The organism is Affinundibacterium seohonense, from assembly GCF_014284305.1.
GTDB lineage: Bacteria > Pseudomonadota > Gammaproteobacteria > Burkholderiales > Burkholderiaceae_D > Undibacterium > Undibacterium seohonense.
This window is the reverse complement of record NZ_JACOFW010000005.1, coordinates 142,678-160,957: the sequence shown is the minus strand read 5'-3', so window position 1 is coordinate 160,957 and position 18,280 is coordinate 142,678. Positions and strand designations below refer to the sequence as shown.

At 45.3% G+C, this 18,280-nt stretch carries 17 protein-coding genes and 1 tRNA gene; 12 read left to right on the top strand and 6 right to left on the bottom strand.

Features of this window, described 5'->3' with window-relative positions; all coding sequences use genetic code 11:
- On the top strand, window positions 1-891 hold the full coding sequence (locus tag H8K52_RS06715; RefSeq protein WP_186922116.1) for a GIY-YIG nuclease family protein: 891 nt from the start codon (window positions 1-3) through the stop codon (window positions 889-891).
- 39 nt (window positions 892-930) lie between these two features.
- Here H8K52_RS06715 and H8K52_RS06710 read toward each other — a convergent pair whose 3' ends face one another.
- Complete coding sequence (locus H8K52_RS06710; protein WP_186922115.1) at window positions 931-1,968, bottom strand: metallophosphoesterase; 1,038 nt, start codon at window positions 1,966-1,968, stop codon at window positions 931-933.
- 33 nt (window positions 1,969-2,001) lie between these two features.
- On the bottom strand, window positions 2,002-2,352 hold the full coding sequence (locus H8K52_RS06705; RefSeq protein WP_186922114.1) for a hypothetical protein: 351 nt from the start codon (window positions 2,350-2,352) through the stop codon (window positions 2,002-2,004).
- Window positions 2,353-2,487: 135 nt separating this feature from the next.
- Here H8K52_RS06705 and H8K52_RS06700 point away from each other — a divergent pair, with 135 nt between their 5' ends.
- Window positions 2,488-3,894, top strand: a complete 1,407-nt coding sequence (locus tag H8K52_RS06700; protein WP_186922113.1) for a DUF2130 domain-containing protein — start codon at window positions 2,488-2,490, stop codon at window positions 3,892-3,894.
- Between the two features lie 309 nt (window positions 3,895-4,203).
- Window positions 4,204-5,739 carry a hypothetical protein gene (locus tag H8K52_RS06695; protein WP_186922112.1) on the top strand — a complete coding sequence of 512 codons (1,536 nt, stop codon included), beginning with the start codon at window positions 4,204-4,206 and terminating at the stop codon, window positions 5,737-5,739.
- A 446-nt stretch (window positions 5,740-6,185) separates the two neighbouring features.
- Here H8K52_RS06695 and H8K52_RS06685 read toward each other — a convergent pair whose 3' ends face one another.
- Window positions 6,186-6,584 carry a hypothetical protein gene (locus tag H8K52_RS06685; protein ID WP_186922111.1) on the bottom strand — a complete coding sequence of 133 codons (399 nt, stop codon included), beginning with the start codon at window positions 6,582-6,584 and terminating at the stop codon, window positions 6,186-6,188.
- Between the two features lie 1,453 nt (window positions 6,585-8,037).
- On the opposite strand from H8K52_RS06685, the gene H8K52_RS06680 reads away from it, so the two are divergent.
- The 4 genes from H8K52_RS06680 to H8K52_RS06665 all read left to right on the top strand — a co-directional run bounded on the left by H8K52_RS06680 (window position 8,038) and on the right by H8K52_RS06665 (window position 10,668).
- On the top strand, window positions 8,038-8,331 hold the full coding sequence (locus tag H8K52_RS06680; RefSeq protein WP_186922110.1) for a hypothetical protein: 294 nt from the start codon (window positions 8,038-8,040) through the stop codon (window positions 8,329-8,331).
- Window positions 8,318-9,214, top strand: a complete 897-nt coding sequence (locus H8K52_RS06675) for a site-specific integrase (RefSeq protein ID WP_186922109.1) — start codon at window positions 8,318-8,320, stop codon at window positions 9,212-9,214. The genes H8K52_RS06680 and H8K52_RS06675 overlap by 14 nt, the downstream gene beginning before the upstream one ends.
- Window positions 9,215-9,376: 162 nt before the next feature.
- A complete protein-coding gene (locus tag H8K52_RS06670) occupies window positions 9,377-9,586 on the top strand; it encodes a DUF4224 domain-containing protein (protein WP_186922108.1) in 210 nt (69 codons plus the stop codon).
- Entirely contained in the window at window positions 9,565-10,668 is a 1,104-nt protein-coding gene (locus H8K52_RS06665) for a tyrosine-type recombinase/integrase (protein ID WP_186922107.1), read from the top strand. The genes H8K52_RS06670 and H8K52_RS06665 overlap by 22 nt, the downstream gene beginning before the upstream one ends.
- Window positions 10,669-10,769: 101 nt before the next feature.
- On the opposite strand, the gene H8K52_RS06660 is transcribed toward H8K52_RS06665, so the two are convergent.
- Window positions 10,770-10,845 (bottom strand) — tRNA-Phe (locus H8K52_RS06660).
- Between the two features lie 171 nt (window positions 10,846-11,016).
- Between H8K52_RS06660 and H8K52_RS06655 the strand changes: the two genes are divergently transcribed.
- From H8K52_RS06655 to H8K52_RS06635, 5 genes are all read left to right on the top strand, one after another.
- The gene (locus tag H8K52_RS06655; RefSeq protein WP_186922106.1) at window positions 11,017-12,222 is read left to right on the top strand and encodes an FAD-dependent monooxygenase; all 1,206 of its coding nucleotides are present in this window, start codon (window positions 11,017-11,019) and stop codon (window positions 12,220-12,222) included.
- A 30-nt stretch (window positions 12,223-12,252) separates the two neighbouring features.
- Window positions 12,253-13,002 carry a DsbC family protein gene (locus tag H8K52_RS06650; RefSeq protein ID WP_186922105.1) on the top strand — a complete coding sequence of 250 codons (750 nt, stop codon included), beginning with the start codon at window positions 12,253-12,255 and terminating at the stop codon, window positions 13,000-13,002.
- A 23-nt stretch (window positions 13,003-13,025) separates the two neighbouring features.
- Window positions 13,026-13,610 (top strand): nucleotidyltransferase family protein, encoded by a 585-nt coding sequence (locus tag H8K52_RS06645; protein WP_186922104.1) that lies wholly within the window; start codon window positions 13,026-13,028, stop codon window positions 13,608-13,610.
- 165 nt (window positions 13,611-13,775) lie between these two features.
- A complete protein-coding gene (locus H8K52_RS06640) occupies window positions 13,776-14,231 on the top strand; it encodes a DUF3429 domain-containing protein (protein WP_186922103.1) in 456 nt (151 codons plus the stop codon).
- A 14-nt stretch (window positions 14,232-14,245) separates the two neighbouring features.
- Window positions 14,246-16,066 carry a M61 family metallopeptidase gene (locus tag H8K52_RS06635; RefSeq protein ID WP_186922102.1) on the top strand — a complete coding sequence of 607 codons (1,821 nt, stop codon included), beginning with the start codon at window positions 14,246-14,248 and terminating at the stop codon, window positions 16,064-16,066.
- Between the two features lie 259 nt (window positions 16,067-16,325).
- Here the strand turns inward: H8K52_RS06635 and H8K52_RS06630 are convergent, their stop codons facing one another.
- Entirely contained in the window at window positions 16,326-17,480 is a 1,155-nt protein-coding gene (locus H8K52_RS06630) for an FAD-dependent monooxygenase (RefSeq protein ID WP_186922101.1), read from the bottom strand.
- 52 nt (window positions 17,481-17,532) lie between these two features.
- The gene (gene murU / locus H8K52_RS06625; RefSeq protein WP_186922100.1) at window positions 17,533-18,279 is read right to left on the bottom strand and encodes an N-acetylmuramate alpha-1-phosphate uridylyltransferase MurU; all 747 of its coding nucleotides are present in this window, start codon (window positions 18,277-18,279) and stop codon (window positions 17,533-17,535) included.
- Window position 18,280: the final 1 nt, after the last annotated feature.

The following is an 18,280-nucleotide window of genomic DNA, read 5'->3' as shown; positions in this document are numbered from 1 at the left end:
ATGCAACCATTCTCAATTACATTGTTCGCTACAACCGGAGATCCAGAGGGTATTCGACATTTGGATAAGTCTAATTGGTCTGGTTTTGGGGTCGTTTTTAACAAGGAACTTTTCGCCTCGTTGAAACACGAACCGGGCTTTAATCAAGCTGGAATCTATATTTTGTTCGGAGATGCCGCTGAAGAGACCATTTATATTGGGGAGGCAGATCCTGTCGGTGATCGTTTGAAGACACACGTTTCGAAGAAGGAGGGCTGGAGCTGGGGTGTTTATTTTGTCGACCGGAATCACAAGATTGGCAAAACAGAAGTGCAATATCTTGAATCGGAATTGATAAACCTTGCGAAGAAATATGATCGCGCAATTCTGATGAATAAAAATATTCCAAACCCACCGACTATGTCGCCTGTAGCAAAGGCAACCGCTCAAGCTTTTTTGAATGATATGTTGTTGATTCTTCCTATGCTTGGGATTAATGCCTTCACGCCGGGCCAGCAAAATGAGCAATTGGATGAAGTGCAACCAGTAAGCGAAGAAAGCGATGTATTTGATACGATTGTGGTGCCGGCAAGATCTGATGGCTTCAATAAGCGCTTCATAGAAGAGAACTGCTGGTTTGCTATTCGAATCGGCGCGAAATATATCCGGAAAATCAAATACATCGCTGCATACCAAGTGGCGCCCGTTGGCGCAATTACTCATTACGCTGAAGTGGACTCAATTGTGCCCTATGGTGAAACAGGAAAATTTCAATTGAACTTCAAGGGCAAGGCGATTGCGATAACCCCTATCCCTCGAACTGAGTCGAGCGAAATCAATATGCAATCACCGAGGTATGCGGTGCTCGAGAAAATTCAACGTGCGAATTGTTTGGATGATGTTTGGAAGTAGAAATTTGAAAAGCTCGGTGTATGCTCGTTCGAACATCGATTATTTTTCTGTTTCGCTAAATAAGAGGTTACCTTCAGGCCACCTCAAAGCCCCCAACCGAAAATGATGCGCGGTAGCTATATCATACTTCCGTGCAGACCATTTTCCACCAACTGAAAAGTCCACACAAAACACATTCCGATGTTTGCCATGCCAAGCATCAGGTTCAATATCCGCGAAGAGGTTGGCATCACCTTTGCCAATGATCGAGCGATCGATTTTGTGCGGTTGCCGCCAATAATGGCCAATCACGACGGGCGTGTCTTCGTTATATTCATTCCACCATTGCACACGCTCGGCGAAGCGCCATTTGCCGCTGGTGTAGAATGACTCTTCTGCTTCACGTTCTAAACCTGACGTCAGTACGCGTAATGGGTTGTGGTTTTGGTTGATGACGTCTTTTTGTGCATGCGCGTGCAGCATTGGTGGCGCATGATGCTTATGCTTAAGGTCGTGTGGCCATGTTTGTTTCTCTTGCTCGACTAAAGGCTTGATCTCCGTAAGTTTTACTTGTGTTGCGCTATGCCATTCTTGATAGAGTTCGAGTAGCGGTTTGTCTTTGGTGGCCCTCACTCGCGCTATCGCATCGCTGTCCCATGCTGCATGCACAATTCGAATATCGTTACGCTCGAGAGCGATGGGCAAGCTGAGGAGAAAGTTACGAATCTCTTGCCGTTCTTGTTCGCTTGCGCGTTGATAAGGGGCGAACTTTTCTTGATCGTGCGCGTCTTGCGAGTCAAAGTACCAACCCGATCCATCTTTTGCATCGTTGCGTAAGAGGTTGAGTTCATGATTGCCGAGTATGGCAAACGCACGTTTAGCTTTCACCAGCTTCGCCACCAATGCGATTACGGCTGGGCTATCTGGCCCACGATCGCAATAGTCTCCAACGAAGACGAGTAGCCGATTGTCTGGGTGGTTTCCTTCTTCGTCATAGTCTAATTCTTTGAGGAGCTGCCGCAGTGAGTCGATTTCGCCGTGGATATCGCCAATGATGTCGAGTGGGCCTAGTGGAAGTGTTTGGATAAGTTCTTGCATAGTCTTTTTTTTGTAGGAACTGTGGTTTTGATCTTAATACAGGTCAAGCGCCATGGATTGCAATTTGGCGAGCATTCCTGCAACGCTCATGGTGTTGCCTTCAAACTTCGCGTCACCCGTTAAGTCTAATCGATATTTGCCGCCACGATAGAGTCCAACCAGCGCTACCCCGATCAATTCTCCTGATTTCGCTTGCATTAGTAGAGTTTCGATGAGTGTGATTGTTTCTTGACAGCTCTGTGTTGGGAGCGGTGCGGGTTTGCAGAGACGCAGGACTCGCTCGTCTGGCGGTGTTCCAAAATCGCCGTTCTCGAGATCTATCGGGGCGACCGAATCATTATTTGAGTTAGGGGGATGATTAGTAGGGATCCAGCGGGATTCCATTGCTGCCTCCTTTGATTTGAATTCATTGGCCGCGGTTTGCGACCAATAATGTGTTCATTTTAGGGCATCATTGCGACAGCCCATGTCGCGTAGTTTGTGTATAGTGATCGTATTAACATTATTGAGGTGCCAAGAATGAACGAAATCATCTGCCCCCACTGCAGTAAAGCTTTTAAGATCGATGAAACCGGTTACGCCGATATTGTGCGGCAGGTGCACGATGCGGAGTTTGAGCAGGCTTTGCATGAGCGTTTGGCTTTGGCTGCGCAAGAGAAACAGACCGCGGTGGAGTTAGCGGAGGCGAGAAGTGCGAGTGAGGCGCAGCGTTTGGCAGCGAGTAAGGATGCTGAGATTTTGACTTTGAAGGCGAAGCTCGATGCTGTCGGTGTGGAGAAACAGTTAGCGGTGAACGAGGCTTTGAGCGATGTGCAGAAGCAGCGCGATGCTTTGTCGAATGAGCTAGCGCAGGCTAAGCGTGATAAAGAAGCGGCGGCGGCTTTGTTGGAAGCGAAGCTGCAGAACGAAGTGCATAAAGTCGCTGCGGAGAAGGAAGCGCAAATTCAAAATTTGAAGGCGCAGTTGGATGCGACGGAGATGAGCCAACAATTGACGATTAAAGACGCGGTGTCGCAGGTCGAGAAGCAGCGTGACGAGTTGAAGAATGGTTTGGAGCGTTCGCAGTTGGAACGCAATCTGGCGGAGAATGCGCTTAAAGAAAAATACGAAACGCAGCTCAAAGATCGTGATGAAGCGATTGAACGTTTGAAGGACATGAAGGCGCGTTTGTCGACCAAGATGGTGGGCGAAACTTTGGAGCAGCATTGTGAGATCGAGTTCAATAAAATTCGCTCGATGGCATTCCCGCGTGCAGACTTTGAAAAAGACAATGACGCCCGTAGCGGCAGTAAAGGTGATTTCATCTTTCGTGATTTCGATGACTCGGGAATCGAGATTGTGTCGATCATGTTCGAAATGAAGAACGAGAATGAAGAAACGGCGACTAAGAAAAAGAATGAAGACTTTTTGAAAGAGCTTGATAAAGATCGAAATGAAAAGGACTGCGAATACGCAATCTTGGTATCGATGCTCGAACCTGACAACGAGCTTTACAATTCAGGCATTGTCGATGTATTCCATCGTTATCCGAAAATGTACGTAGTGCGTCCGCAGTTTTTTATCCCGATGATCACCCTGTTGCGTAATGCGGCGATGAATTCGCTGCAGTATAAAAATGAGTTGGCGCTGGTGAAGTCGCAGAATATTGATATCACGAATTTTGAGAGCGAGCTCGATAACTTTAAGGCTGCTTTCGGTAAAAATTATGAGTTGGCTTCAGCGAAGTTTCAAAAAGCTATCGAGGAAATCGACAAGTCGATTGATCATTTACAAAAAACCAAAGACGCCTTGCTGGGCACTGATCGCAATTTGCGCTTAGCGAATGACAAGGCGCAGGATGTGACGATTAAGCGGCTGACGAAGGGGAATCCGACCATGGCGCAGAAGTTTGTGGATTTGCGTAGTGGTGGTGATTTGTTGGGATAGCTTTGCGCTTATTAAAACTCAAGTACATTCGTTTTGATTTTTATAGGCAGATCTAATTTGGCATGTTCGATTGGTCAATTTTTACATATAAAAGTGGAATCGATAGCTTCTTTGTTTTTGCGCTATTGCCTTATGCATTGAGTTGTTACTAGAATTGGCGTTATCTCAAATGTCACAAAAAGAATGTGTCGCTAGAAATGAGAGGTATTGTGAGCTTTGATTTAATCTGAATTTATCGGATCGCCCTTGGGAAAAATTGCACGGCGAGATGAAATTACATTTGAAACTGTTTCGTTAGGAAATTGAAATATGCCGTATGAAAGACTCTCCTCTCTTTTGTCTCAGCCGAGCAAAGAGCGATCTGCTTATAACAAGCTAAGGGAAACCTATTTGGATTTGGCAAGCCTGAAGAAGAATGAGTTCACGTCCTTGTACCGATCTTCCATATCAAATTTCGATGAACTTATTCAGCAGTTAGATTCGATTATGAGTCAATTGCTCGCCTCATCGGTAGATCATTGCATGACCGATTTGGTGAGCTTGGGTATTTACGACGTTAGTGACGAGACATTTATTTCCAAATTTTGGAGTAAATATAATACATGGGAGTCGGATACTTTCGAGGTCAGGAATATTTATGCGCAATTTATGCAGGCATCGGACTCATTTGAAACAGGGCGTCGTCTTGAAGGACAGGGTGGGCCAACGATTGTAGGCGGAGGATTTGGTGTCGACGGAGCAGTGCAAGGAATGGCTGTTGCAGGCGCAGCGAATCTCGCTATTTCTGCAATCAATAAAGTCGGAAATTCCATTGGTAGTGCAATTGATGGTGCAGAGTTAAAGGGTGAGAAAGAGAAGTACTTTAAGAATCCAGATCTGATCAAACATTTATCTGATCGTTTGGAAGCGATCGTTTTCTCATTGCATTTGGCGGTTGTTGATTTGGTCAATAGCCGTAGTTTTCCCGAGATCGTTTATCAGTTTCCTACGGAAGTTGATGTTGATCGTTCAAATGCTATATTGGCGAATTTAGAGAGTGGTCGCGTCGCAAATGATCAAGCAAAAATTTTGATTCCGCAAGCTTTGGAATTGAACCCGCACAATCCCAACATTTACAAATATTGGATCAGACAGTTCGGTGACGACGAGAACGATGTGGAGCAGGTCTCGATTGCGAACGTAGCGCCTGGCATTAAGGAGTATAAGATTGATTTGATAAAAGGCAAACTCAAAAGCTTGTCACTAGATACTCCTGAGGCATGCATCGATGCTGAGATGCAAATTACAGAGTTAGCACATTCGATCGGCATAGTGGAGATTGAAGGAGTCGTTTCTGAAATTCGAGGTCGCCTCGTGGCGCTCCAAGAACAGGCTGTAAAAGTGGCGGAGGCCGAGCGAATTGTTGCTAGCAAAGGTGTACAAGTTCCTATTAAGGAGATAGCACAGATTTCAATTGGAAGCGCATCCATGATTGCTAATGCGGCGATTGAGAAAGAGATTACGAGAAGAATGAAGCTTGAAGGGGTCAAGCTCCTCTATTTCTATGGAATTTGTGGAGTGATTTGCTTACTCGCAGGTTCTCCTCTTATGGTCATATTTGCTGCATTGTTTTTGTTTCGCTACTTTTCGACGAGACGTAGAATTTATCGTGAATTAGTTGCCGAAGAACAGGTGCAAAGAGAGTACTTGAGTTTTCCTAAAGGAATGCAGCATAAACAATATCCGAATGTCGTATGGGATGGCAAAGGAAGACTCGACCCAGCAGATGGATTTGAGTGGGTGAACGAGCAATCTGAGAATGACTATTCTGTTAGGCCAACCTCAGCAGGGATTGCTCATGACTAGTCTGATCATGACTTAGGTTTCAGTTACTTTGTTTGTTGTCGTAACCTATTTCTACGTCTTGAATTTCTCATACGGCGATATTGCTCGACGCCGAATTGCAGCGTATCCGAATAACTAGAGATATGTACCTATATAACTGTATGAGGTAATCAACGAAAATCGTGTCGATTACGTTCGAGATGAAGAACGAAAACGAAGAGGCCGCGAGCAAGAAAAAGAATGAAGATTTTTTTGAACGAAGTTGTTGAGCATTGCTGCATGCTAAGAGGGTTCCGTGAAAGAGCAGTGCATAAATAGGATCTCTGGGATTTCAAACTCAGTTACCACCGATCGAGGTGAAAATTTCTTTGGCTAAATCTTGCAAAGAAGGATGTTGAGTTTTGGTGTGTTCAACATCCTTCGGGTTTTAGCGATTCTTCGGGATGGCACTACTGCGATCAATATGACTATAGAGTGATTTCATTGCAAGACCATATATCCACGCCCTGCAAGGCAGCGTCGAATAATGTTGCGTTGATCCGTTTCGCCTTCTGCGGCACCGCTAACCGCGCCACTGAGAGCGCCAACGCGGGCAACTGCGCTGCGGTCGTTTCTAACACCAGCAGCCGCGGCCAGTCCAGTAATGCTCCAAAGATCGCGCCCGCAGCTGCACCAGCCGCGGCACGTTCCGCAGCGCCTGCTGTTTGTGCAGCGTATTGTCGGCATTCGCCCAAGTCTGCTTCGAACTTATTCATATCGACATTTTTGGTATCGACTATCGGGCGATAGTTCACTCCTGTTGTTGCGCAAGCGCTGAGTGTAAAGGCCGCGATCAGAGCGCAAATAGCGAGGCGGTTTTTCATCATAATTTTTCCTTTCGCAAAAACTGAATCCGATAAGACCATAGATATTTGTGTGAAACACTAAGGCCGCTTATACCCAGCTCAAATGGCACACTGGCTGGCGCAGAATTCGAAAGATAAGCGTTGTTCGCGACAAGCCATGTCGTGATAAATAGTTCTTGCTGAAGAGATTCAACTATTCGTGAAGAAACGTCGACTTTAGTTTCGGAGCAACTATGAATTTTTCGAATAAAGACTATCGCCAATATTTAATATGTGATTTGGGCGAACTTCAATGCCTAACTAGACCGGGCGAATGAGCCTAATGTATGAAATCATACCAACCTTTATTCCAACCAAAGGAGGGCGTCTTGAGATCTTGACGGTACGGGTTCGTCAGTCATTCAAATTGGGTGATGAGGGAAATTGGGGAATTCTAATGTGGGATCTTCAGTAAATTCGAAGGGATATTAATTTGATTTTAGAAAACCATTTTCTCAGCACTTTTCGGATTCTTTTGTAAAAGCAAATCTAGGTTTCGCAACAAAATTTTTTCTAAACCAAGTTGGTTTCTGAAAGCAGGTGGAAATGTCTATTTTTTTAGCGGAACGCTGCTCTGTAGCTCTAGAAAATTTGAGGAGAGCCTTACTGGACTTGGTTTTTCGCATTCTTTTACCCAAATCGCACGCCCGAAATTCAGCCTGGTTTACGCCCAAAAATATGCCCAAAATATGTTGTATACATCGTTTTTTTGCTTGAACTTCGCAGAAAAATGATCCAATATGGATCCAAGGAAAACACTTTGATGTGTTAAAAACGAATTCCAAACCATCTTGTATGGTTCCCCGCTGGGGGTACCCAGCATAATCAGACAATATTTTCAAACCTAAATAATTGCACTAGTTTCTCGCAATTTTTTAAAGTTAGTGTGTTCTAGCTAGAGTTAACTAGCATTTTCAGTGTCCCAAGAAAATTTCTGCATGCGAGAGTCTACCCAGATTTGGCTTGCTTATTTTTTTCGACTTATGGTACAGACATTTCTTTTATGGGAGGCTTTAATGCTCTCACAAAGAAAGTAACATTCATTTTTCTTATCACACTGGTTAGATCAGAATCTACTACCTGGTTCTGTGCTCTTTCCTATCAACTGCTGCTTTTCGACGACAGGTATTCTGTGACAAATATCTTGGTCTGACGTCTTCTCGCACGCTCAACGAAATGCTCAATCACCAATCATACCCTCTGCAATGCAAATCATTGCACGAAAGTAATTTGAAGCCATTTTTTTAAGAAATCTATTCTCCGTATCAAAAACAAGGCAGATGAGTCCGAGCCTTTTCCGTATCTCTTATGGAGCAAATGGGGGCCAGTCGCATTACCACATGCGCCAGTGTTTAGACATTGATGATCTTACTTTGAGCTAAATAATAAACTTAATTCATGTGTTTTTAGGTTATGACTAACTTTTGAGGATGCTATGAAAAAAATTTGTGAACTTCTTTGTGATGAGCAAATCGAGGAGATTCGTGTGCAAATGAAAATTGCAAAAAAGCCGCGGAAATCTCAAACAACTGAGTTATACCAATACAAAACCCAGATTTTGTCTTGGGCCAATCGAAAAAATGTGTCGAAGAAGATGTTGGTTTTACTCATTCAGAGGCATTTAAACGTTACGGTAACAACAGATAGGGTCTACCACTTTGTGAAAAAAAGTAATGGTGGGGTTTGGCCAAACTCAAGAAAAAAGGAGTTGAGTGATGACAAGTTTTAGACCAATCGAAGAGCAGGCTAAGTCTGCTGTAATTAAGCGCACTCGACATCATGTCTCACGCAGCCAAGAAATGCATTTCCTCGGTCGGAAGTTTATAAGATCACTTGGCACGGAAAACAAGTATAAGAGTTGCATATTGACTTTTTTAAAATGGGTGAGCAGTAGTGGATTTAATACCAGCCGAATTACGATTAATGTCGCACAACTTTTCTTATTGCAGGGTGCAACCAAATGGAGTCAAAAAACTTTGGACGGGTATCGGCAAGCGATTTGTTTAGTTTTTGATCTGCGTCTTGATTTTGTTGTAAGCGAAAAACCCACAATTTTGCTCCCACGTGCGTACCGTGACCAGCAAATTCAATTCTTGATTGAATCGTGTTCGATTCGTCTGAGTCTTGCTATCGAAATTGCCGCATTTGCAGGGCTGCGCGCTGTGGAGCTTGACACGATTTCGGCTGTCACAGAGTCCCGTGAAGATAAACGCAGTTGGCTTAGCGAGCGATTTGAAGGAATGAACGATGGTGTTCCTTATATCGTGATTGGAAAGGGCGGATTGAAGCGAACAGTATTTCTTAGTGTTGCACTTTCGAACCGTTTGGAGGTGTTGGCGTTTGAAAAGCCGATTCAAAAAACAAGTCGAAAAATCCATTATCTGAAACGTTATGACTTGATTGGAGGACAAATTTTCTCTCAACAATTTTCTCGGCTCTCAAAAAAGAAATTCGGGTGGTCTACCGGAGCGCACGGACTACGACATACGTATGCTCAACGTCGACTGAATCATCTGCAATCAAACGGATTCCTTTGGAAAGATGCTGTAGAAATTGTTAGTCAGGAAATGGGGCATTTTTCAATCTCAAATACATTGACCTATTTTCGATAATTCTCATTAATTTATTAAATAAACTTTTTTTGGCTCCGTATTTTAGCAAATTGGGTCGAATGATGTTCCTGTGTGTAGGTGTAGGCGCGAAATTGGGATTGACGTGTGAACGTTGTGTGGCATTCTCTTTTTGGGAGTTCAAAATATTTTGAGGTGGTATATATGGATAATTCTATTCTGCCTGAATCTGTGGTGTCAGACTTGACAGGCTATAAAAGTGCAAGAAAACAAATTGAGTATTTAAAAAAACAGGGTATTCCTTTTATCTTATCTTCCCGAGGCCAACCTAAAATCTTTCGTTCTTGGGTCGAAGGTGCGCCGATTCAAAGCGCCCTTAAAGACCATAAAAAATGGAGCCCGAGCCTGGGATAGATATGGGACGGAAAAGACATAAGAATTTGGATCTATTGCTTGGGTTAAGGCGCCGAGTCCAAAAAAGTGGGCGTGTCTATTATTACTTTGATGTAGGTGGGAAGCCTCGGAAAGAAATTCCGCTTGGATCAAATCTGGCGATTGCTATGCGAAAATGGGCCGAGCTTTGTCATCCGACAGAAGTGATCGTCGAGGTCGATCGAGCAACAATCGAGCAAGTCTGGGAACGTTTTTCACGTGACGAACTATCTAAGTTGGCATTGAACACGCAGCGTGATTATTCACGTCATATAAAAAACATTTTGAAATTTTTTGAGAGCGCGCCTCTCGATGAAATTGAGCCTCAGCACATATCGCGATATTTGCAGTGGAGGAAGGAAGCGCCAATCCAAGCTAACCGTGAAAGGGCTTTGTTTAGTTCCCTTTTTAATTCCGCGCGCGCCTGGGGGATGACTAAAAATGTGAACCCATGCATGGGAGTCAGGGGACATAAAGAAACAGGTCGAAAAATTTACGTTGAGGACAATGTTTTTCAATATGTTCTGAACAATGCTGATGCAGTCCTTCAGCGATATATTAGACTTTTATATTTAACGGCACAGAGAAGTTCTGACATATTTTCTATGTCGATTTGTGATCTAAGCGATGCTGTAATTTCTTTTGAACAAAACAAAACTGGCCAGAAGCTTAGAATGAATCTGCAGAATGAAAAAGGAGAGACCTACGAGTTGGGGGTTCTCATAAATGAGTTAATGGAGCTTCGAAAAAATACGAACTCGAAAGTTGATCAACTATTCGTTGATGAGGCCGGCAATGAAGTCACTTATTCAATGATGAGTCAACGATTTCGCCGTTTACGTAAGAAATTGGTGACGCAGCTGAAATCAGAAGGAAATGAAAACATGGCTGCTGCCGTTGCCTCATATCAGCTACGAGATCTTCGTGGAAAAGCGGGAACAGATACTGCACTCGCATCTGGTGATATTCGAACAGCGCAAAAGCAGTTAGGTCATAAAAATTTGGCAATGACTGAACACTATATTAAGAATCGGCGCGGCGATCGGGTAAATCCAACTAAGTAGAATTAAGTTGGAAATGGTGTAGAAAATGAAGAATTGCGGAGCGAGCGAAAAATTGCGGAGCAAAACAAAACGGCCCACATCGCTGTGAGCCGCATTATTCTTGGTGGCCCGGGGCGGAATCGAACCACCGACACAAGGATTTTCAATCCTCTGCTCTACCGACTGAGCTACCAGGCCAAGACCAAGAATTATAGACACCTATTCGGGAAAAAGCAAATATTTTCTGTTTTGACCTCATTGATGGCCTCACATCAAGACAAATCAAGGGGTTCTTAATAAGAGAATCAGCTCACGTATAATAGGCAGCTTGGGTGGGTTTTGCTGGATTCCGTTATATAGAGGTTAGCCATGAGTCATCAAATGATTCGTTCGGATATTTGTGTGGTTGGCGATGGGGTTGTTGGTAAGGCTGCCGCTTTGGGCTTGGCGCAGGCTGGGTTGTCGGTGACTTTGTTAAGTGCTGCGAAGACGCCCCCGAATGTTGGACGGACGCTTTCTAAGGAATGGGATGTGCGCGTGTTTGCTCTGAATCATGTCGCACATGCCTTGCTTGATAGTCTCAAAGTCTGGGGTGCCTTGGATGCGTCTCGGATAGCGCCCATTACAGGTATGGAAGTGAAAGATGCGGCTGAGGCGGTGGATGGTAAGCTCGACTTTGATGCCTATGGTGCGTATATCAATGAGTTGGCGTGGATAGTTGAAGATAGTAATTTGAACCATGCTTTGGATGCCGCTTTGGGTTTTGCGCCAAATATTCAATATGTCGTTGGTCAGGCAGAAAAACTTGTTACCGATTCAAGCGGCGCGCAGATTCATTTATCTGATGGTCGGCAAGTAGAAACGCAGTTGATTGTCGGTGCCGATGGAGCGCAGTCTTGGGTGCGAGGTCAGGCTGATATCGGTTTGGATTATCGTTCTTACGGACAGCAAGGCGTGGTGACCAACTTTGCTTGCGAAAAACCGCATCACGGGATCGCCCGTCAGTGGTTTGTAGAAGAGCAGGGCATCATTGCTTTGTTGCCGTTGCCTGGCAATCAGGTGTCCTTAGTGTGGTCCGCACCCGATGCCTTGGCTGCGGAGTTGATGGCTGGGACTTTGGATGCGTTGACACATCGACTTGCGCCATACGCGGCGTCAGATTTGGGGCAATTAACGCCTTTGCAGCCAGAATCGATTAAGTCTTTTCCATTGCGCTTGATTCGTCCGCATAGCATGGTGGCCGAGCGCGTCGCATTAATTGGTGATGCAGCTCATGCGGTGCATCCTTTGGCTGGACATGGAATGAATCTGGGCTTTGGTGATGTGCAGGTATTATTGAAAATTTTGAGTGAACGTGAAGCGCATCGAGATTGTGGAGACTCGCGACTATTGAGTCGTTATCGTCGAGCCCGCAGCGAAGAGGTCGCATTGATGCAAATCACAACAGACGGCTTGGCGCGTCTCTTTGGTAGTCCATTTCCTGCCGTTCGTCTGGCGCGCAATGTGGGAATGAACTTACTAAATAGCTTACCTGTCTTAAAAAGAAAATTGATTTCCCATGCCATGGGAAAATAATCTGAATATGAAATTATTTTGAAAGCGATTATGAAAAAGAGTGTTTTTGCATTGGCCGTATCGGCTCTTGTTTTTGTTGGAGCGATTGAATCAGCGTTCGCGCAGACACAAACTGAAGCCTACATAAAAAAAATGATTACGACCAATATTGCCGGTGGTGCCACGGTCGATTCTGTCACGAAAACACCGTATGGTGGCTTGTATGAAGTGCGGATGGGTAGTGAAATCGTCTACACCGATGAAAAAGCGAAATACGTTTTCGTTGGCAGTATTATCGATGTGAAGGGGACGGTTAACTACACGAAGCTACGCACCGATGAATTGAATCGCGTGAACTTTTCTGAGTTGCCTTTAGACGCTGCGGTGAAATATGTCAAAGGTGATGGTAAGCGCGTGATGGCGATATTTGAAGACCCTAATTGCGGCTATTGCAAAAAATTCAGGAAGTCTTTGCAGGCAATTGATAATGTCACTATCTACACATTCATGTATAACATTTTGTCGGATGACTCAGCCACTAAATCGCGTGATATCTGGTGTTCTGCTGATCGTAGCAAAGCTTGGGATGATTGGATGATGAATGGCAAAGTGGCGAATGCAGCCGCGGCTAGTTGTACGGCACCACATGAAAGAGTCTTGGCATTGGGCAGAAAGCTGAAGGTGACTGGAACGCCAACTGTGATTTTTACCGATGGATCGCGGTTGCCAGGCATGGTGGATATGAAAGCCTTAGAAGATAAATTTGCCAGCATCAAAAATCCATCGGTCGCGGCAAAGTAGTATCACCTATTTGATCAATCACGATGAACAACGCTTTTCTATGCTGCGGCATACTCCTGGCAGCCGGGCGGGGGAGGCGTTTTGATCCGACAGGTCAACAGCATAAATTGTTGCAAACCTTGAGTTCGGGTACTTCTGTTATCACGACTAGTGCACAGCATTTGCAACAAGCTCTGCCATTGAGTATTGCTGTGATTGCTCAAACCCCTGATGCAATCCGCTTGGCACTTGATGCGCTGCAAGTCCCTACTTATCCTTGCCTTGATGCCGATCTAGGTATGGCACATTCGCTACGTACAGGGCTGCAACATCTACCAGATGGTGTGGATGGATTTATCATCGCGCTGGCAGATATGCCTTTTGTGAGTGTGCAGAGTATTGAGGCCATTCGCGATTGCCTATCGGCTGGAGCTGAGATTGTGGTTCCCGTGTATGCCGGCCAGCGCGGCAATCCTGTTGGTTTTTCAAAAAAATATGTGGATCAATTACTTAGATTGGAAGGTGATCGTGGCGCCCGTCAACTATTGCAAAGCGCACCAGTGACGGAGATCGTTTTACATGATGCTGGTATTTTGCAAGATATCGATAGACCCGAAGATATGCTGTGATGCGTGTGGTGATGCATTCATAAGGTCGCAGTGTCAGGTATGTCAGTAAAAAGTTACGTCATTTTCATTGCTGTTCCTAGCAACTTCGAAGTATTCCCCTCAAATTTCGCCTAAAATAGCGTCTTTACTTCACTTTCGCATTTTCTGCGACCATCTCTTGTCTGTATGAATAATATTGATAAACAATTTGCCACGCGACTTGGTTTGCTTGGCCTGGTTCCTTTTGTCTTGCTGACTTTGTTATGTTGGATTGTGCATCCGGAATGGATGCAATTCTTCGTTGAAGCGCAGTTAGTTTATGGCATTGCCATTTTAGGATTTTTGGGCGGTTTGCATTGGGGACTGGCGCTGATTGGTAAAGACCGTAGCGCACAAGATGCGAAACGTGATTTGCTATCTGGCGTACTGCCAGTGATCATTGCGTGGTTTGCTTTGTCGCAAATCACTGTGGTCGGATTCTTGATTCAGATGGCGGCATTTATCTATTCCTATCAATACGATAAGCGTATGTATCAACGCTTTGCGATGCCATCTTGGTTCGTCGAGCTGCGTTTTCGTTTGACGGCAGTGGTGGTGACGACGCAAGTGTTTACCTTCCTAGCCGCCAATATTCGTTTGTAATCGTGGAGCTAAAGATGACTAAGCAACTCGCCGCTGTGCATTACAGCATTACCTCCGATGATTTAGCTGCCCATGTATTTCATGTGACTTTAACGATCACAAATCCTGATCCGAATGGACAAGTCCTGTCCTTGCCAGTGTGGATACCTGGCAGTTATATGGTGCGTGAATTTGCGCGCAATATTATTCGTATTAGTGCGCAAGCGAATGGCAAAAAAATTGCATTAAAGAAATTAAATAAGACCAGTTGGCAAGCCCCCGCTTGCGATGTTAACGCCAGTTTGCAAATCAGTTACGAAGTGTATGCGTGGGATCTATCGGTGCGCGCCGCGCATCTGGATCAATCGCACGGTTTCTTCAATGGCACCAGCGTGTTCTTGCAAGTGCATGGACAAGAGCAGCTTGCGCATATCGTGGATATTCAAAAACCAGAACATGCCGCAGCCAAGACTTGGCGTGTCGCCACTTCTTTGCCTGAATTAAAAGCCAAGCGTTATGGCTTCGGTACTTATATCGCGAGTGATTATGATGATTTGATGGATCATCCGGTTGAGATGGGTGATTTTGCGTTGGTGAGTTTTAAAGCGCATGGTGTGCCGCATGATTTTGTGGTCACAGGCAAAGTGCCTAATATCGACTTGGCGCGCATCGCTAAAGATGTGCAGAAAATTTGCGAAACCGAGATCGCATTTTTTGAACCGAGAACCAAGCAAGCACCGATGGATCGTTATGTGTTTATGACGATGGCAGTGGGTGAAGGTTATGGTGGTTTGGAACATCGTGCGTCAACCGCTTTGATTTGTAATCGTGCTGATTTGCCGACCAAAAATGATGCTAGTTTTAGCGATGGTTATCGTGGGTTTCTAGCACTGTGTAGCCATGAATATTTCCATACTTGGAATGTCAAGCGGATCAAACCAGCCGTGTTTGCCAACTACGATTTGAGCCAAGAAAATTACACCAATTTGCTGTGGTTGTTTGAAGGCTTTACTAGTTATTACGACGATCTGTTCTTGCGTCGCTGCGGTTTGATTGATGAAGCGGCGTATTTGAAATTGATCGAAAAAACTGTCAATGCGGTACAGCGTGGATCAGGACGTAAAAAGCAAAGTGTCGCCGATTCTAGTTTTGATGCTTGGACTAAATATTATCGCCAAGACGAAAATTCGCCGAATGCGATTGTCAGTTATTACGCTAAGGGTTCCTTGGTCGCACTCGGCTTGGATTTGACTATACGTCATGAAACCGAAGGTAAGAAATCACTCGATGATGTGATGCGCGCGCTGTGGAAAAAATACGGTAAAGATTTTTACGAGAAAGCGAAGTCTGGTAAGCAACAAGGTCTCGGTGAAGATGAGTTTGAAAGCTTGGTCGAACAAGTGACTGGCGTGAAGATTAAGCGCTTTATCGACAAGTACATCAAAGGTATAGAAGATGTGCCGCTGGCGAAATTGTATGCGGACTTTGCGGTGGATGTGAAAGATCAATCGACTGCGAAAAAAGCCTCTTTGAATGCGCGCTTAAGTAAGAGCGGTGCTGATTGCAAGTTGGCGCATGTGTACGAAAATGGCGCCGCGCATCGTGCTGGTTTGTCCGCTGGTGATGTCCTGGTAGCGATCAATGGTTTGCGTGTTACTGCTGCCGATGCGGGCAATGGTTTAGCGAATTTGCTCGCTGCTTATAGCGTTGGTGAAACAGTGCAGGTACATGCTTTCCGACGTGATGAATTATTGACAGTTAATGTGAAATTGCAGGCGGATGATGTGCCGACATTGACGTTTGCATTTGCTGCGAATCAGAAATTGGCTGGGGCTAAAAAGCGTCCGTCTTTGTAGTCCATTTGTAAGATATATAAATAGACTTAATGGTTAAAACCCCTCAACGCCGAGACTCGGAGGCGCAGAGAAGCGCAGAGAAAACCTTGATGCCTGTTTGCTTCCTCTCTTTTCGTTTTTTCGGCGTCTCAGCTCCTCTGCGTTGAGGGGTTTTGAATTTGAGATTTAGAGTAAATGGCTGTGATAGAAAATGAATACTAAGCGGCTTAATGATTCAGTTTTATCTTGAGTGAATAGCATGGTCTTTCATCGCGACGGCTCACCGCCAACCAAACATCATTTGTTCTGCGAGCGTCTTTTTTGCAGCTGGCAGCAAATCGACCGCGCCTAAACCCAAGCCGACCAAAGCCTGCATCAAGCTACCATCCGGACTGCTGGCAAATATTTTTGCCATAGTGTCGGTGAGTCTGATCGTAGTCTGTCTGTCTGTTTTGCGTTGATTTAAAAATGTCTGCAAAGCTAGTGAAGAGAAATCGCGACTCAGGCATTGCGCCAGACAAAATGCGTCGCGTAATCCCAAGTTGAGGCCTTGTCCTGCCACGGGGTGTAAAGTCTGTGCGGCATTACCTATGCGTACCGTACGTTGCCCTGCATGTGCTTGGGCGTTTAAGCCAAGCGGGTAGGAGACGCGTTTGCTCACTGAAGTAAATCGTCCTAGACGTTCACCAAACCCTTGTTGCAGAGCCTGTAAAAAGTCGGCGTCATCCATGGCTAGCATCGCTGGCACGATATCTGGGCGCATACACCAGACTAAGGAATAACCCTCATCTTGCGGTAACAAGGCAATCGGTCCTTGATCGGTAAAACGTTCGAAAGCGCGATGCGCAATCGGACTATCTACCAACACGTGGGCAATTAGCGCGGTCTGCTGATAATCGTGATGTTGCTGTCTTTGTTCTTGATCCGTAAACGTACCGCCTTCAGCTTGAATCACAAAGTCAGCACTATGCACGCTGCCATCTTGCAAATGAATATTGGCAGATTGATCGCCGTCATTGATAGCGATAACTTGTACAGGGCGATGAGTGATGATGCCAGCTTGCGCTAAACTGTTTTCTAAAGGACTAACAATATCGCCATATCGAGCTACATAGCCGAGTGCTGGTAATTGATAATCGGCTGCAGTCAAAAAACTACGTCCAAAATGACGACGGCGCGATACGTGAATTTCTGTGATCGCAGTCGTCTTTAGTGGTCGTGCATGTAGCTTACTGAGAATCTGATCGCTGCCATGGGAGAGCGCAATACTGCGGGCATCCTGGCTGGCTTGGTCACTGGTTTTTGCGTCGAACAAAACGATATCAGCAGCTGCAAATCCATGTTGGTGCAACATCAGAGCTAAGGCCTGACCAACCGGACCTGCGCCGCAGATTGCGATTTTGCTGCGTCGGTTTTTGGAGCTTGGATTCGACATGCTTTGCGTGTTTACTCAGTGTGACTTTAAAAAATCTAATCGGTGAATTAATTTAATGCGGATTATTTTGTGCTGTGATGGCGATCGGTGGCGCATTCAAAGCAGCCAATTGCTCTGGCGTCCCGACGTTATGCCATTCTCCGCGATAAAGCTCGCCACCGAGTTGGCCTTGATCAGCATATTTACGCAAGATGGGAGCGAGTTTAGCGTAGTCACCTGCTTGAATGCCAGCGAACATTTCGGGACGATACACACCGATGTTCCCAAAAGTGACGCGTTCTGCACCGGCATTGTCTTCGTTTGATAATCCCATTAGGCTTAAAGAAAAATCGCCTTTAGGATGAAAGCTAGGATTCTTCACCATGTACAACCAAGCCACATCGCGCTTGTCTAAAGGATGCGGATTGCCCCACATGTCTTCGGCTTCTAAGGTATTTAAACATTCAGCAAAGTTAAAGTGCGGAATGTAGATGTCACCAGAAACTACGATGAAGGGCTCTTCGCCATCCGTCAGTAGTGGCAATGCTTTGGCGATACCACCTGCGGTTTCTAAGGCAGTTTCTTCAGCGGAGTAAGACACCTGTGCCCCAAACTTGCTGCCATCACCGATCGCATCGACGATCATTTGTCCCAAATGCGCATGGTTGATGACGATCTCGGTAATGCCGGCTTTGACTAAATTCAAAATATGCCAAACGATTAGCGGGCGACCACGTACTTTCAATAGCGGTTTAGGACAAGTGTCGGTTAACGGACGCATGCGTTCGCCACGACCAGCTGCAAGGATCATTGCTTTCATG

Bases quoted from the DNA above. Each gene is read 5' to 3' on its own strand.
- H8K52_RS06680 (WP_186922110.1), top strand. From the start codon at position 8,038: ATGAAAAAAATTTGTGAACTTCTTTGTGATGAGCAAATCGAGGAGATT.
- H8K52_RS06705 (WP_186922114.1), bottom strand. From the start codon at position 2,352: ATGGAATCCCGCTGGATCCCTACTAATCATCCCCCTAACTCAAATAAT.
- H8K52_RS06670 (WP_186922108.1), top strand. From the start codon at position 9,377: ATGGATAATTCTATTCTGCCTGAATCTGTGGTGTCAGACTTGACAGGC.
- H8K52_RS06700 (WP_186922113.1), top strand. From the start codon at position 2,488: ATGAACGAAATCATCTGCCCCCACTGCAGTAAAGCTTTTAAGATCGAT.
- H8K52_RS06655 (WP_186922106.1), top strand. From the start codon at position 11,017: ATGAGTCATCAAATGATTCGTTCGGATATTTGTGTGGTTGGCGATGGG.
- H8K52_RS06695 (WP_186922112.1), top strand. From the start codon at position 4,204: ATGCCGTATGAAAGACTCTCCTCTCTTTTGTCTCAGCCGAGCAAAGAG.
- H8K52_RS06675 (WP_186922109.1), top strand. From the start codon at position 8,318: ATGACAAGTTTTAGACCAATCGAAGAGCAGGCTAAGTCTGCTGTAATT.
- H8K52_RS06630 (WP_186922101.1), bottom strand. From the start codon at position 17,480: ATGTCGAATCCAAGCTCCAAAAACCGACGCAGCAAAATCGCAATCTGC.
- H8K52_RS06635 (WP_186922102.1), top strand. From the start codon at position 14,246: ATGACTAAGCAACTCGCCGCTGTGCATTACAGCATTACCTCCGATGAT.
- H8K52_RS06645 (WP_186922104.1), top strand. From the start codon at position 13,026: ATGAACAACGCTTTTCTATGCTGCGGCATACTCCTGGCAGCCGGGCGG.
- H8K52_RS06665 (WP_186922107.1), top strand. From the start codon at position 9,565: ATGGAGCCCGAGCCTGGGATAGATATGGGACGGAAAAGACATAAGAAT.
- H8K52_RS06650 (WP_186922105.1), top strand. From the start codon at position 12,253: ATGAAAAAGAGTGTTTTTGCATTGGCCGTATCGGCTCTTGTTTTTGTT.
- murU (WP_186922100.1), bottom strand. From the start codon at position 18,279: ATGAAAGCAATGATCCTTGCAGCTGGTCGTGGCGAACGCATGCGTCCG.
- H8K52_RS06715 (WP_186922116.1), top strand. From the start codon at position 1: ATGCAACCATTCTCAATTACATTGTTCGCTACAACCGGAGATCCAGAG.
- H8K52_RS06640 (WP_186922103.1), top strand. From the start codon at position 13,776: ATGAATAATATTGATAAACAATTTGCCACGCGACTTGGTTTGCTTGGC.
- H8K52_RS06685 (WP_186922111.1), bottom strand. From the start codon at position 6,584: ATGATGAAAAACCGCCTCGCTATTTGCGCTCTGATCGCGGCCTTTACA.
- H8K52_RS06710 (WP_186922115.1), bottom strand. From the start codon at position 1,968: ATGCAAGAACTTATCCAAACACTTCCACTAGGCCCACTCGACATCATT.